This window comes from Actinosynnema sp. NPDC023587, assembly GCF_040640215.1.
Taxonomy (GTDB): Bacteria; Actinomycetota; Actinomycetes; order Mycobacteriales; family Pseudonocardiaceae; genus Actinosynnema.
Genome location: NZ_JBFABG010000001.1, coordinates 797,579 through 811,564, shown reverse-complemented (window position 1 = coordinate 811,564; position 13,986 = coordinate 797,579). Strand labels below are relative to the sequence as shown.

12 protein-coding genes are annotated in these 13,986 nt (G+C 70.9%); 3 read left to right on the top strand and 9 right to left on the bottom strand.

The features are described 5' to 3' along the window. Nucleotides 1-192: 192 nt before the first annotated feature. Complete coding sequence (gene crgA / locus AB0G01_RS04065; protein WP_360939429.1) at nt 193-459, bottom strand: cell division protein CrgA; 267 nt, start codon at nt 457-459, stop codon at nt 193-195. Nucleotides 460-599: 140 nt separating this feature from the next. On the opposite strand from crgA, the gene AB0G01_RS04060 reads away from it, so the two are divergent. Beyond that, on the top strand, nt 600-1,982 hold the full coding sequence (locus AB0G01_RS04060; protein WP_360939427.1) for a class E sortase: 1,383 nt from the start codon (nt 600-602) through the stop codon (nt 1,980-1,982). Further along, the gene (locus AB0G01_RS04055) at nt 1,982-2,137 is read left to right on the top strand and encodes a hypothetical protein (protein ID WP_360939425.1); all 156 of its coding nucleotides are present in this window, start codon (nt 1,982-1,984) and stop codon (nt 2,135-2,137) included. The genes AB0G01_RS04060 and AB0G01_RS04055 overlap by 1 nt, the downstream gene beginning before the upstream one ends. A 64-nt stretch (nt 2,138-2,201) precedes the next feature. Here AB0G01_RS04055 and AB0G01_RS04050 read toward each other — a convergent pair whose 3' ends face one another. Continuing rightward, complete coding sequence (locus AB0G01_RS04050; protein ID WP_360939423.1) at nt 2,202-3,548, bottom strand: FAD-dependent oxidoreductase; 1,347 nt, start codon at nt 3,546-3,548, stop codon at nt 2,202-2,204. A gap of 66 nt (nt 3,549-3,614) precedes the next feature. Between AB0G01_RS04050 and AB0G01_RS04045 the strand changes: the two genes are divergently transcribed. Beyond that, complete coding sequence (locus AB0G01_RS04045) at nt 3,615-4,259, top strand: aminodeoxychorismate/anthranilate synthase component II (RefSeq protein WP_360939421.1); 645 nt, start codon at nt 3,615-3,617, stop codon at nt 4,257-4,259. A 55-nt stretch (nt 4,260-4,314) separates the two neighbouring features. Here AB0G01_RS04045 and pknB read toward each other — a convergent pair whose 3' ends face one another. From pknB to AB0G01_RS04010, 7 genes are all read right to left on the bottom strand, one after another. Then, the gene (gene pknB, locus AB0G01_RS04040; protein WP_360939419.1) at nt 4,315-6,303 is read right to left on the bottom strand and encodes a Stk1 family PASTA domain-containing Ser/Thr kinase; all 1,989 of its coding nucleotides are present in this window, start codon (nt 6,301-6,303) and stop codon (nt 4,315-4,317) included. Between the two features lie 69 nt (nt 6,304-6,372). Beyond that, entirely contained in the window at nt 6,373-7,875 is a 1,503-nt protein-coding gene (locus AB0G01_RS04035) for a serine/threonine-protein kinase (RefSeq protein WP_360939866.1), read from the bottom strand. Next, on the bottom strand, nt 7,875-9,338 hold the full coding sequence (locus AB0G01_RS04030; protein WP_360939417.1) for a penicillin-binding protein 2: 1,464 nt from the start codon (nt 9,336-9,338) through the stop codon (nt 7,875-7,877). Before AB0G01_RS04030 ends, AB0G01_RS04035 begins: the two co-directional genes overlap by 1 nt. Beyond that, complete coding sequence (locus tag AB0G01_RS04025) at nt 9,335-10,819, bottom strand: FtsW/RodA/SpoVE family cell cycle protein (RefSeq protein WP_360939415.1); 1,485 nt, start codon at nt 10,817-10,819, stop codon at nt 9,335-9,337. The genes AB0G01_RS04030 and AB0G01_RS04025 overlap by 4 nt, the downstream gene beginning before the upstream one ends. A 4-nt stretch (nt 10,820-10,823) precedes the next feature. Beyond that, the gene (locus AB0G01_RS04020) at nt 10,824-12,212 is read right to left on the bottom strand and encodes a protein phosphatase 2C domain-containing protein (RefSeq protein ID WP_360939413.1); all 1,389 of its coding nucleotides are present in this window, start codon (nt 12,210-12,212) and stop codon (nt 10,824-10,826) included. Continuing rightward, nucleotides 12,209-12,673 (bottom strand): FHA domain-containing protein, encoded by a 465-nt coding sequence (locus AB0G01_RS04015; RefSeq protein WP_015097475.1) that lies wholly within the window; start codon nt 12,671-12,673, stop codon nt 12,209-12,211. The genes AB0G01_RS04020 and AB0G01_RS04015 overlap by 4 nt, the downstream gene beginning before the upstream one ends. Before the next feature lie 54 nt (nt 12,674-12,727). Continuing rightward, nucleotides 12,728-13,915, bottom strand: coding sequence for a DUF3662 and FHA domain-containing protein (locus tag AB0G01_RS04010; RefSeq protein WP_360939410.1), 1,188 nt, complete (start codon nt 13,913-13,915; stop codon nt 12,728-12,730). Nucleotides 13,916-13,986 lie beyond the last annotated feature (71 nt).

Here is a 13,986-nt window from a genome sequence, read left to right as displayed (position 1 = left end):
GACAACTGGAGGGTTCTACCGGCGCTTGTGCAAATTGGCGCAAAGTTGTCCACAGGAGTTGTCCCCATTGGGGATGAGTTACACCGCTGTGCTTCGGTGACCCCCCGGTGAACCGGGTGGACGACCGGTGGACGCGCGACGGCCCGGACGCGTGACACGTCCGGGCCGTCCGCCACGTGGCGTAGCGCGTGGTCAGCGCCACCGCATGGTCATCAGCAGTCCGACGATCATCAGGGCGAACCCGATGCCGAAGTTCCAGCTCCCGAGGTCCATCATCACCGGGACCTTCTCGCCCGCGATGTAGTTGACCACCAGCCACGCCAGGCCGAGCAGCATCAGACCGAGCATCACCGCGATGTAGACCGGGTGGGACGGACCGGCCGCCTTCACCTTCACCGGGGTGCGGCGATCGGACGGTGCCGTGTACACGGCCTTCTTGCGGACCTTGGACTTGGGCATTCTGTCCTCGCCTGACGGGGGTGGATGAGCTCCCAGTGGCGCGAGTTTACGTCCACTGCTGGATGAACACGTTAACGTAGCCGAGCAGGTCACTGAAGAGCACAGCGCAGTTCTGGAACGTTCGGACCGGGAGGATTTCGGTGAGCCACGACCCGCCCCCGCCGCGAGGCGGCCCGTCGGGCCTGCCGCCGGGACGGCCACCTCGCCCCAGGCCAGGGGACCGCCGACCCGTCACACCACCGCCGTTCGAGCCGGAGGAGGTCACCCAGATCTCGTCGGGGACCTGGGACGAGCCTTCGGTCCGCAGGCCGCCGACCCCCCCGGCGGGGCAGCCCCGGGCGGTCGCGCCGCGCGGTCCGGAACCCGGCGCGGACACCCCGTCGCTGAGCGGTCGGCTCACCGGGGACGACCGCCCCTTCCAGGGCCGGGCGGTGCCGCACCGGCGCGCACCCCGCCCCGGACCGATGCCGGCCGAGGCCACCCGGTACACCAACGCGTTCTCCGGCAGCCTCCCGCCGCCGCCCGGCCCGAACCCGCCGCGACCGGGTCCGCCGCCGGGTCCGCCGCCCGGCGTGCGGCCCGCACCACCGCCCCGGCCCCGGCCCGACGACCCGCCCACCGAGGTCATCGCCCCGGTCCGGGACGCCTACGACGACGCCTACGACGACGAGTTCGACGACGAGCACCGCGACGAGGACGACCGCGCGGAGCCCCCGCCGCCGCCCCAGGACAGCGCCGGCCGCAAGACCGTCCGCGCGGTGGGCGAGCTGCTGATCACGGCCGGTCTGGTGATCCTGCTGTTCGTGGTCTACGAGGTGTACGTCACCGACCTCATCTCGGCCGGCAAGCAGGACGACGCCACGCACGCCCTGGACGACGAGTGGGGCGCGAACACGGTCGAACCGACCGACGAGCAGCGGCAGGCGAAGCACGACCTGATCGCGGGCCAGGCGTTCGCCAAGATGTACATCCCGGTGTTCGGCCCCGACTACAAGTTCTCCGTGGTCGAGGGCACCACCGACAAGGACCTGGAGATCGGCCCCGGGCACTACCCGAACACCGCGCTGCCCGGGAGTCCGGGCAACTTCGCGGTCGCCGGGCACCGGGTCGGCAAGGGCGCGCCGTTCAACGACCTGGACCTGCTGAACTCGTGCGACGCGGTGGTCGTCGAGACCCGGACCGACTGGTTCGTCTACCGGATGCTGCCCAAGTCGTCCGAGGTCGCCGGGTGGGCGCAGACCGAGAAGTCGACGTCGCCGAGGTGCGCGGAGGTCGCGCCGCTGGGCGGGTCCTACGACAAGACGGTCGGCCAGGAGATCGTGCTGCCCAGCCAGGGCGAGGTGATCAACGCGGTGCCGCACTTCGCCGGGACCGCGCCCGAGGCGCAGCAGGCGGCCCTGATGACGCTCACCACCTGCCACCCCCGGTTCTCCGACAAGCAGCGGCTGATCGTGCACGCGGTGCTGACCCAGGCGTACCCCAAGGCCCCCGGGTTCGTGCCTGAAGAGCTCAAGGAGCAGTGATGTACGGCTGGATCTGGCGGCACCTCCCGGGCCCGCTACCGGTGCGCGTGCTGGAGGCCCTGGTCCTGGTGGCCGGGGTGGTGGCGCTGCTGATGTTCGTGGTGTTCCCGTGGGCGGAGCCGAAGTTGCCGTTCAACAACGTGACGACCCAGTAGCGACGACGGCCGGAGCCCGCGGTGCGGGCTCCGGCCGGGTCGTGCCGACGGGGGTCGGGCGGAGTCAGGCGCGGGAGACGTCCGTCATGGTCCCGCGATCCACGACCTTGACCCGGTCGCGGCCCCGTTCCACGCCCAGCGCGATCTCGTGCGCGTCGAGCTTGCGCCAGCCGTCGACGGTCGTGAACGGCACCGCGCGCTGCTCCAGGAACCGGACCACGGCGTCCGGGTCGTGGACCGGGGCCTCGGGCAGGTTCGGCGCGTCGGCGAGCAGGCTCGTCACCGTCTCCAGCGCGTCGCCCTTGGTGTGGCCGATGAGCCCGATCGGGCCGCGCTTGATCCAGCCGGTGACGTAGACCCCGGTGATGGCCTGGTCGTCCAGGTCCAGCACGCGGCCCGCCTGGTGCGGCACGGTGCCCGAGGTGTGGTCGAACGGCAGGTCGGCGAGGTGCGAGGACAGGTAGCCGACCGCCCGGTAGACCGCCTGCACGGGCCAGTCGGTGATCTCGCCGGTGCCCTCGACGCCGCCGTCGCCGGTCAGCCGCATCCGCTCGGTGCGCAGGCCGGTGACCGAGCCGTCCGCGCCGAGCACCTCGACCGGGGCCTCCAGGAAGTGCAGGTGCAGCCGCCGAGGACGGGTGCCGACGTCGCGGATCGCCCACTCCTGGAGGGTCTTGACCACCATCTCGACCTGCTTGTTCGACCGGATGGACGCCATGCTGGCGGCGCAGAAGTCGATGCCCTCCGGGTGCACGATGACCTCGACGTTCGGCGAGTGGTCGAGTTCGCGCAGCTCCAGCGGGGTGAACTTGGCCTGGGCGGGCCCGCGCCGGCCGAACACGTGCACGTCGGTGACCGGGCTGGCCTTCAGCCCCTCGTAGACGTTGTCCGGGATCTCGGTGGTCAGCAGCTCGTCGGCGGTCTTGGCGAGGATGCGGGCGACGTCCAGCGCGACGTTGCCGACGCCGAGCACGGCGACCTGGGACGCGGTCAGCGGCCAGGTGCGCGGCACGTCCGGGTGGCCGTCGTACCAGGACACGAAGTCGGCCGCGCCGTAGGAGCCGGCCAGGTCGATGCCGGGCAGGTCGAGGGCCCGGTCCTTCTCCGCGCCGGTGGAGAAGATCACCGCGTCGTAGAACTGGCGCAGGTCGTCGAGCTTGAGGTCCACGCCGTACTCGACGTTGCCGAAGAAGCGGATCTCCGGCCGGTCGAGCACCCGCTGGAGGGCGGTCACGATGCCCTTGATGCGCGGGTGGTCCGGGGCGACGCCGTACCTGATCAAGCCGTACGGGGCGGGCATCCGCTCGAACAGGTCGATCGAGACGTCCGCGTCCGACTTGGTCAGGATGTCGGCGGCGTAGATGCCCGCTGGGCCCGCGCCGACGACGGCGACGCGCAGAGAACGTGTCATGAGTATAGGTTAGGTGAGCCTAAGCTGACTTCAGGCGAGAGGTTGGTCACGGCTACGCTGGCGGCCATGCGCGTGCTCGTGGTCGACAACTACGACAGCTTCGTCTACAACCTCGTCCAGTACCTGGCCCAGCTCGGGGTCGAGTGCGTGGTGCGGCGCAACGACGCCGTGGAGCTCGACGAGATCGCCGAGGTCGGTGGCGTGCTGGTCAGCCCCGGCCCCAGCACCCCGGACAAGGCGGGCCGGAGCATGGACGTCATCCGCCACTGCGCGGATCGCGGCGTCCCGGTGTTCGGCGTGTGCCTCGGCCACCAGGCCATCGGCGCGGTGTGGGGCGGCACCGTCGACCTCGCCCCGGAACTCCTGCACGGCAAGACCTCCGTCGTGCACCACGACGGCGCGGGCGTGCTGGCCGGCGTGCCCAGCCCGTTCACCGCGACCCGGTACCACTCGCTGACCGTGCTCCCGGACACCATCCCGGCCGAGTTCGAGGTCACCGGCCGCACCGACACCGGTGTGGTGATGGCCATGCGGCACCGGGAACTGCCGGTGGAGGGCGTCCAGTTCCACCCGGAGTCCGTGCTCACCGAGGGCGGCCACCGGATGCTCGCCAACTGGCTCGGCGTGTGCGGCTTCGAGGTCCCGGAGGGGACCGTGGTCGAGCTGGAGAACGGGATGCGCGACCTGGCGGCGGCGGCCCGCCAGGTCTGACCCGACGACGAAGGCCCCCGGCTCCTCGGAGCCGGGGGCCTTTCCACGTTCACGACTACCGGGTCGTCGTGGTCACGACCCTGAAGTCGAACACCTTGACGTTGATCCGGGCGTTCTTGCCCACCGGCTGGTCGGTCTTGATCTCGGTCTCGGAGATCTTCTTGTCCTGGCCCAGCTCGGTGGTCGGGACCCGCTCCGAGATGTTCAGGTCGCCGGTCCAGCCGAGCTGGCCCAGCTTCGCGCGCGCCTGGCCCTCGGTCAGCCCCGTCAGGTCCGGCATCAGGAACTGGTTGCCCTTCGACACGCTCAGCGTGACGATCGAGCCCTTCTCGGCGCGACCGGGTGCCGGGTTCTGGGCCACGACCTCGCCCTGGTCCCGGGGGCTGTCCGCGTCCTTGGTCTGCACCTTGAACCCGTTGCCCTCCAGCGTCTCGCGGGCCCGCTGGAGCGTCTGGCCGGTGACGTCGGGGACCTGCACGTGGTCCGGGCCCTTGCCCATGGTCAGCGTGATCGTGCTGCCCTTGGGTGCCTTGGTGCCGGGGGCGGGGCTCTGGTCGGCGACCTTGCCGACCAGGTTCGGGTCCTCGACCTCGGTGGTCTCGGTGGCCTGCTTGAAGACCCAGTTGCCCTCTTCGAGCTTCTTCTGGGCGTCGGTGGGCGCGAGCCCCCGCACGTCGGGGACCTCGACGGCCTCGGGGGGCGCGCCGACCACCAGGTTGATCTTGGAGTACTTGTCGACCTCGCGGCCGGACGGCGGGTCGGTCTCCAGCACCTGGCCGACCTGCTCCGGGGTGCAGGTCGGTGCCCCGCCGGGCTGGGGCTGGCACGGCTTGTTCACCAGCACCGGCTCCAGGCCGAGCCGGCGCAGCTCGTCGGACGCGGACGCGGCGGTCTGGCCCTTCAGCTCCGGGATCGGCACCTTGTTCGAGGCGGCGTTGTCGGGCTTGTCCAGCAGCGAGGTGGTGATCCAGACGGCGAGCCCCAGCACGGCGACGCAGAGCAGGACGACCAGCGTGATCATGATCGTCCTCTTGCGCCGGGCCTTGCGCTCTTCCTCCTCCTCGGCCACCGGGTCGTAGTCGTCCGGCTCCTCGCGCAGCGCGGACGGGCGGTGCCGCCCGCCGGAGGCCACCTCGGTGCGCGGCGACTGGTTCATCACCGCGGTGCGGTCCTCGGGCGTCATCACCGCGGGCGCGGACGGGCGCTGGCCGGACAGCACGCGCACCAGGTCCGCGCGCATCTCGGCGGCCGACTGGTAGCGGTTCGCCGGGCCCTTCGCCATCGCCTTGAGCACGATCGCGTCCAGCGCGGGCGTCACCTTCGGGTTCAGCGTCGACGGCGGCTTCGGGTCCTCCCGCACGTGCTGGTAGGCCACCGCCACCGGTGAGTCGCCGGTGAACGGCGGTTCGCCGGTCAGCAGCTCGAACAGCACGCAGCCCGACGCGTACACGTCGGACCGGGCGTCCACCGCCTCGCCGCGCGCCTGCTCGGGGGAGAGGTACTGCGCGGTGCCGATCACCGCGGCCGTCTGGGTCACCGCGGCCTGGCCGTCGTGCACGGCGCGCGCGATGCCGAAGTCCATCACCTTCACCGCGCCGGCCCTGGTGATCATCACGTTGGCGGGCTTCACGTCCCGGTGCACGATCCCGTGCCGGTGGCTGAAGTCCAGCGCCGCCGACACGTCGGCCATGATCTCCATGGCGCGCTTGCCGGTCAGCGGGCCCTGCGTCTTCACCATGTCGCGCAGCGTCCGGCCGTCGACGAACTCCATGACGATGTAGGGCAGCGGACCGTACTCGGTGTTCGTCTCACCGGTGTCGTAGACGGCGACGATGGCGGGGTGGTTCAGCGCCGCGGAGTTCTGGGCTTCCCGCCGGAACCGCTCCTGGAACTGGGTGTCGCGGGCGAGGTCGGCACGGAGCACCTTGATCGCCACGTCCCGGCCGAGCCGCACGTCGCGGCCCTTGTGGACCTCCGACATACCGCCGTAGCCGAGGGTCTCACCCAGTTCGTAGCGGTTGGAGAGCAGTCGCGGAGTGCTCATCAGTGCTTCGTCCCGCTCCTCGTCAACGGTCCTGCCATCGCTTCCGTCCGCCTTAGTACCGTTCGGCCGTTACGTCGGTACACACGTCACCGTCACCCGTGAGCCGATCGCAACTTCACCGGTCGGGCTCACATCCGACACCAGGCACGTCCGCTGGTCCCGTGGCACGTCACCCCGGTCGGCGCGCACCTCCGGCTCCAGGCCGTACCCGGAGAGCTCCTTCGCGACCTCGTCGGCCGGGCGGTCGACGAAATCGGCCTGCGCGATCGTGGCCGTCCGCTTGCCGGGGAGACGATCGGTGGAGTCCTGCGGGGACGGGTGGGCACTCGTGGTGCCCTGCTGGCTCGTCCCACCGGGCCCCTCGTCGTCCTCGCCCAACCCGCGCAGGATGACCACGCCGAGTACCAGCAGCACGGCCACCAGCACAGCGACCATAACCCACAGCAGGGCGCGATTGCGCCCCGGTGGCCGTGGCGGCGGTGGCAACGGTCCGAAAGCGCCCGTGCGCGGAGTGTTCACCTGCGGCGGTACCGGCTGCATCCCGGGACGGGAGCCCGGATGGGTCAACGGCATCGACGGGTGGGCCGGTTGTCCCATCGGTTGTCCCATCGGCTGGGACACCGCCTGCGGTGGCGGAGGGGGTGCCGGCTGCGGCGGCAGTTGCTGCGGGCCCGGCTGCGGGACCGGGGTCGGGGCCGACCCGACCACCATGGCCAGGCCGGTCGGCGCGGGCAGCGGCTGGCCGGCGCGGACCGCGCCCACCGCCGCCGCGAACTCGCCGCCGTTGCGGTAGCGCTGGCGCGGGTCCTTCACCAGGGTCGCCTCGATCAGCGCGCGGGGGCCCGGCGGCACGTCCGGCGGCAGCGGGGGCGCGATGTCCCTGATGTGCATCATCGCCACGGTCACCGCGTTCTCGGACAGGAACGGGCGGTGGCCGGTGAGGCACTCGTACCCGCACACGGCCAGCGCGTACACGTCGCTCGCGGGCTCGGCCGCGTGCCCCAGCGCCTGCTCCGGCGCGATGTAGTGGGCGGTGCCCATGACCATGCCGGTGTGCGTCACGGGTGCCGCGTCGGCCGCCTTCGCGATGCCGAAGTCGGTGATCTTCACCGTGCCGGTCGGCGTCACCAGGATGTTGCCCGGCTTCACGTCCCGGTGCACCAGGCCGCGCTCGTGCGCCGCCTGCAACGCGTTGCCCGCCTGCTCCAGCACGTCGAGCGTGCGGTCCGCGCCCAGCCGGCCGCGCGCGATGACCGCCGCCAGCGGTTCGCCCTCGACCAGCTCCATCACCAGGTACGCGGTGTCCTCCGGCCCGTCCGGCACCGACGCCGTCTCGCCGTAGTCGTGCACCGCGGCGATCCCGGGGTGGTTCAGCGACGCCGTCGTGCGCGCCTCGATCCGGAACCGGTTGAGGAACTCCGCGTCACCGGACAGCTCCGCCTTGAGCACCTTCACCGCGACCTTGCGGTCCAGCCGGGTGTCGGCGGCCTCCCAGACCTCGCCCATGCCGCCCACCGCGATCCGCTTCGACAGGCGGTACCGCTCGGCGAGCAACTGGCCGGAGGTCAGCATCATCGGCTCCCGAGGTACGCGCCGATGACCGAGCGGCCGATCGGCGCGGCGACCCGACCGCCGGTGGCGGCCAGGCCCACGTCACCACCGTTCTCCACGATGACCGCGATCGCGATCTCCGGCTTCTCGGCCGGCGCGAACGCCACGTACCAGGCGTTCGGCTTGGTGGCCTTCACGTCCTCGCCGCGCTCGGCGGTGCCGGTCTTCGACGCGATCGTCACCCCGGACAGGCGTCCGCCCTGGAAGGTGTTCTTCTCCGACTCGACCATCATGTCGCGCAGCGCGCGGGCGTGCTCGACCTCCATCGCGTCGGCGAGGTCGTCGCCCTTGTCCTCGCTGATCACCTGGAGGTCGGGCGCGAGGACCTTGTGGATCAGGTGCGGGCGCATCCGCACCCCGCCGTTCGCGATGGTCGCCGCGATCACCGCGTTCTCCAGCGGCGTGACCAGCACGTCCCGCTGGCCGATGCCGGTCTGGTAGATCGAGGGCCGGTCCTTCATGGGACCCAGCGTGGACGTCTCCACCGAGAGCGGCACCTTCAGGTCCGAGTCGTCGAACCCGAACTTGGCCGCCTGCTTGGTCAGCTTGTCCTTGCCGAGCTGGTCGGCCAGCACCGCGAACGCGGTGTTGCACGACTTCGCCAACGCCTCCTGGAGGCTGGCGGTCACGCCGTTGCCGCAGTTGGAGTCGTTGAAGTTCGGCAGCGTGGTGTCGGTACCCGGCAGGGTGATCACCGGGCGGCCGTCGACCTCGCTGTCCTTGGTCTTGCCCTCGGCCAGCGCCGCCGCCGCCACCACCAGCTTGAACGTCGAACCGGGCGCGTAGAGGCCCGCGACCGAGCGGTTGAGCAGCGGCAGGCCGGCGTCCTCGGCGGTCAGCCCCTTCCACGCGGTCTGCTGCTCGTCCACGTCGTGGCTGGCCAGCGAGTTCGGGTCGAACGACGGGGTGGACGCCATGGCGATGATCTCGCCGGTCTGCGGCCGGATCGCCACCACCGCGCCGGTCACGCCCTGGAGGCTGTCGAAGGCGGCCTGCTGGAGCGCCGCGTCCACGGTGAGCTGGAGGCTGCCGCCCTTCGGGTCCCGGCCGGTGATCAGGTCCGACACCCGGCGGGTGAACAGCCGGTCGTCCGAGCCGTTGAGCAGGTCGTCCTCGGCCCGCTCCAGGCCGCCCGCGCCGTAGACGGTGGAGAAGTAGCCGGTCACCGGCGCGAACGCGGGCCCCGCGTACTTGCGCAGGTAGCGCAGCCGGTCGGTGGTCTTCTCCACGGTCGCCAGCGGCTCGCCGCCCGCCGCGATGATCTGGCCGCGCTCGCGGGAGTACTGGTCGAGCACCACCCGCCGGTTCAGCGGGTCCTTGCGGTAGTCGTCGGCCTTGATGACCTGCACGTAGGTGGCGTTGGCCAGCAACAGCAGCATCATGACCATCATGGCCACGCCGACGCGACGGAGCGGTGTGTTCATTTGGGACGCTCCACCATGACTGTGAACTGGTCGGCGATCGCGGGCTGCTGGGGCCGGGGCTTGGGCGTGGCCTTCGGCGAGCGCGCCGCGTCGGAGATCCGCAGCAGCAGCGCCACCAGGATGTAGTTCGCCAGCAGCGACGACCCGCCGTAGGACAGGAACGGCGCGGTGATGCCGGTCATCGGGATCAGCTTGGTGACCCCGCCGATGACGATGAAGATCTGGAACGCCACCGCGAACGCCAGACCACCGCCCAGCAGCTTGCCGAACGTGTCGCGCACGGCCAGCGCGCCGCGCATCCCGCGCATCGCGAACACGGTGTAGATCAGCAGCACCGCCGCCAGGCCCACGAAGCCCAGCTCCTCGCCGATCACCGCCGTGATGAAGTCGGTGTTCGCCTCCGGGATCTGGTCCGGCCGGCCGCCGCCCAGACCCGCGCCGAACAGGCCGCCGGTGCCGAGCCCGAACAGCGACTGGACGATCTGGTAGCCCTTGTTCGTCGCGTCCGCGAACGGGTCGAGCCAGTTCGCCACCCGGATCTGGACGTGGCCGAACATCTTCCACGCGATGACCGCGCCGACGCAGAACAGCACCACGCCGATCACCACCCACGCCGCGCGCTCGGTCGCCACGTAGAGGAGCACGAGCACGATGCCGAAGAAGAGCAGCGACGAGCCCAGGTCCTTCTGGAAGACCATGATGCCGACGCCGATCAGCCACGCGCCGATCAGCGGGCCCAGGTCGCGCGCGCGCGGCAGGTCCAGCCCCAGGAAGCGGCGGCCCGCCGTGGTGAACAGCTCGCGCTTGGACACCAGGAACGCGGCGAAGTAGACCATCAGCAGGATCTTCGCGAACTCGCCCGGCTGGATGGAGAACGCGCCGAAGCTGAGCCAGATCTTCGCGCCGTTGATCTCCGGCGCGATGAAGCTCGGCAGCACGCCTGGCAGGACCAGCGCGATCAGGCCGACGAAACCGAACGTGTAGCCGTAGCGGGCCAGCGTGCGGTGGTCGGACAGCACCTTGAGCACGGTGCAGAACAGCACCAGCGCGATCGCCGTCCAGAGCACCTGCTTGGGCGCGGCCGGCGACCACACCCCGTTGTTCGGCAGCTTCACGTCGGCCATCGCCAGGTCGATCCGGTGGATCATCACCAGGCCCAGGCCGTTGAGCATCGCCACGCACGGCAGGATCACCGGGTCGGCGTAGGGGGCCCACCAGCGCACCGCGAGGTGCGCGACGGTGAGCAGGCCCATGTAGGCGAGGCCGAGCCACACGATGTTCATCGTGAGCTCCTGCTCCTGGTTCGCCTCCACCAGGATCAGCGCGATCGTCACCAGGCCGGCGGCGAACGCGAGCAGGAACAGTTCCGTGGAGCGCTTCGTGGGCGGCTTCAACCCCGGCGAGGTGCTTGCCGCGAGCGGGGTGCCGCCTCCCGCAGTCGCGGGCGGCCTGCCCTCCGCGCCGGGGACCGGCGAACCCATAAGTCTACTGACCCTTCCGGCAATCCGTGCCCGGCTTCTGCACGGGCGAGGGCAGCGGGGTGCCCTCCAAGGTGGTGGACGCGGTCGGCGTGGTGGTGGTCGCCGACGGGTCCACCGGGGTGGTCGTGGTCGTGGGGGCGGTGCCGGTCGTCTGCTCCTTCGGGCAGAACGGCAGCGTCTGCTCGGTGCGCAGCCGGCGGATGGCCTCCCGGGCACCCTCCTGGCCGTCCACGTCGGTGATGCCGTTGCGCACCACGTCCCGCGTGGAGACCTTCAGGTCGTCCACCTTGATCGGCTCGCACGCCTGCGCCCCGGGCGGGCACGAGCCCTCCACCAGCGTGTGCAGGTCGAAGCCCAGCACGCTGCCCGGAACGCCCCGGAACACCGACACCTGGCCGTCCGGCCCCGCGCCCACGTAGTACTGGCGCAGCACGTACCAGCGGGTGCCCAGACCCGCCGCCACCAGCAGCAGGAGCAGGAACACCACCAGGGCCAGCGCCTTGATCCGGTTGCCGCGCGCGCGGCGCGGGTCCACCGGCGGCGGCGGCTCGACCCTCGGCGGGACCGGCCGGGGTCCCGTTATCGAACTCGCCCGCGAGGCGGGCGAGTCGGGGGGAGGTGGGTCTTCGCTGCCGTCGCCGGCCGCGCCGCCCACTATCGGGACGTCCTCCCCGAAGTCGACGTCGACCACGTCGGCGATCACGACCGTCACGTTGTCCGGTCCGCCGCCCTTGAGCGCCAGTTCGATCATCCGGTCCGCGCAGGCCTGCGGGTCCGGGATGCGGATGGCCTCCTCCAGCGTCTCCAGGCTCACCACGCCGGACAGGCCGTCGGAGCACAGGAGGTAGCGGTCGCCGGGGCGGGCCTCGCGCACCATCAGGCGCGGTTCCACCTCGTGGCCGGTCAGCGCGCGCAGCAGCAGCGACCGCTGCGGGTGCGTCGCCGCCTCCTCCTCGGTGATCCGGCCCTCGTCGATCAGCGACTGGACGAACGTGTCGTCGTGCGTGATCTGGGTGAACGTGCCGTTGCGGGCCATGTAGGCGCGCGAGTCGCCGATGTGCACCATGCCCAGCCGGGAGCCCGCGAACAGCACGGCGGTGAGCGTCGTGCCCATGCCGTCCAGGTCGGGGTCGGACTGCACCAGCTCGGAGATCGCGCCGTTGCCGGCGATCACCGCCTCGCGCAGTTGGCCGAGCAGGTCGTCACCGGGCTCGTCGTCGTCGAGCGGGGCCAGGGCGGCGATGACCACCTTGCTGGCCACCTCGCCCGCGGCGTGTCCGCCCATGCCGTCGGCGAGCGCGAGCAGTCGGGGGCCGGCGTACACGGAGTCCTGGTTGTTGGAACGAACCAGGCCCCGGTCGCTGCGGGCCGCGTATCGAAGGACGAGGGTCATGATCGCAGCTCGATCACCGTTTTGCCGATCCGGATCGGGGAGCCGAGCGGGACCCGGAGTGGGGCCGTGACCTTCGCCCGGTCGAGATAGGTGCCGTTCGTGGAGCCGAGGTCCTCCACGTACCAGTCGGTACCGCGCATGGACAGCCGCGCGTGCCTGGTCGACGCGAAGTCGTCGTCCAGCACGAGCGTGGAGTCGTCCGCGCGGCCGATCATGATCGGCCTGCCGTCCAGGGAGATGCGGGTACCCGCCAGCGCGCCGTGCGTCACGACGAGTTGACGTGGTGCTTTGTTCCCCTTGGCGGCCTTCTTGGCACCTCTACGCAGTACTCCGGGCGTCGGAACGCGTTGCCCCGACGCCGCGTACAGGTCGGACCGGACCACCCTCAGCGCAGCCAACACGAACAACCAGAGCAGGACGAGGAAGCCCGCTCTGGTCAGCTGCATCACCAGCTCTGGCACCGGTTGTAACCGCTCCTGCCTTGAGTGCCGTCACGCCTTCGCCCGTCTCGACCACTAGCCCTGGGTGCGGAAGACCAGCGAGGAGTGGCCGATGCGGACGACGTCGCCTTCCGCGAGCTGCCAAGTCTGCACCGGAGTGCCGTTCACCGTGGTCCCGTTTGTCGAACCGAGATCAGCGAGCATGGCACTGTGCCCGTCCCAGGTGATCTCCAGGTGCCTCCTGGACACCCCGGTGTCGGGCAGCCGGAAGTCCGCCTCCTGGCCGCGGCCCACCACGTTGCCGCCCTGCTTCAGGTTGTAGGTCCGGTTCGAGCCGTCGTCCAGGTGCAGGGTCGCGGCCAGTTGGCGCGCGCCGGACTGGACCGCCGGCGGGGCGTAGCCCTGCGCCGGGTCCTGGTAGCCGGGCTGGCCGTAGCCCTGGTCGTACCCCTGCTGGCCGTAGCCCGGCTGCTGGGCGTAACCCTGGTCGTAGCCCGGCTGCTGGCCGTAGCCCTGGTCGTAACCGGGCTGCTGCTGCTGGCCGTAGCCCTGGTCGTAACCCTGCTGCTGCTGGCCGTAGCCCTGGTCGTAACCGGGCTGCTGGCCGTAGCCCTGGTCGTAACCCGGCTGGCCGTAGCCCGGCTGCTGCTGCTGTTGGCCGTAGCCCTGGTCGTAACCGGGCTGCTGGGCGTAACCCTGGTCGTAGCCCGGCTGCTGCTGGCCGTAGCCCTGCTGCTGGTCATAACCCTGCTGTTGGCCGTAGCCGCCCTGCGCGTAGGGGTCGTAGCCGGGTTGGCCCTGTCCTTGTCCGTAGCCGGGAGGCTGGCTCATGGATCCGTCTCCTGTGCGAGGTGGTGCTGACCGTCGGCTGGAAACTTTCACATCGGGGTCGACGGACGAGCTGGTTCGGAACTGTCCGGTGTGCAGCGCGTCGGAGCGCTCCAGGGAGACTACGACGTCACCATAGGTGTCCCATCCGCTCTCCTCCAGGTGCTCCCGGACGGAGTCCCCGAGGAGCTGGGTGATGCGTAGTTCATCCTGGCCGTCACCGGCAAGCCGGTCGTGGTCCTGGGGGCCCAGGAAAACCTGGTAGTGGTTCGGGGCCAGCAGCCTGCCACCCGCCAGTTCGCGGACGTTGAGCTCCGCCTCCCGCTCCAGGGCCTGGGCCACTTCCTGCGGGACGACGTTGCCGCCGAACACGCGCGCGAAGGTGTTGCCGACGATGCCTTCGAGACGACGCTCGAAGCGCTGTACGCGGCCCACGGCAACCCTCCCGACCCGGTCGACTTCTCCGGACCGATCGTATCCGGGGTGACGTGGCGGTACACGGGGCA

Bases quoted from the DNA above. Each gene is read 5' to 3' on its own strand.
- crgA (WP_360939429.1), bottom strand. From the start codon at position 459: ATGCCCAAGTCCAAGGTCCGCAAGAAGGCCGTGTACACGGCACCGTCC.
- AB0G01_RS04055 (WP_360939425.1), top strand. From the start codon at position 1,982: ATGTACGGCTGGATCTGGCGGCACCTCCCGGGCCCGCTACCGGTGCGC.
- AB0G01_RS04050 (WP_360939423.1), bottom strand. From the start codon at position 3,548: ATGACACGTTCTCTGCGCGTCGCCGTCGTCGGCGCGGGCCCAGCGGGC.
- AB0G01_RS04045 (WP_360939421.1), top strand. From the start codon at position 3,615: ATGCGCGTGCTCGTGGTCGACAACTACGACAGCTTCGTCTACAACCTC.
- pknB (WP_360939419.1), bottom strand. From the start codon at position 6,303: ATGAGCACTCCGCGACTGCTCTCCAACCGCTACGAACTGGGTGAGACC.
- AB0G01_RS04035 (WP_360939866.1), bottom strand. From the start codon at position 7,875: ATGCTGACCTCCGGCCAGTTGCTCGCCGAGCGGTACCGCCTGTCGAAG.
- AB0G01_RS04030 (WP_360939417.1), bottom strand. From the start codon at position 9,338: ATGAACACACCGCTCCGTCGCGTCGGCGTGGCCATGATGGTCATGATG.
- AB0G01_RS04025 (WP_360939415.1), bottom strand. From the start codon at position 10,819: ATGGGTTCGCCGGTCCCCGGCGCGGAGGGCAGGCCGCCCGCGACTGCG.
- AB0G01_RS04020 (WP_360939413.1), bottom strand. From the start codon at position 12,212: ATGACCCTCGTCCTTCGATACGCGGCCCGCAGCGACCGGGGCCTGGTT.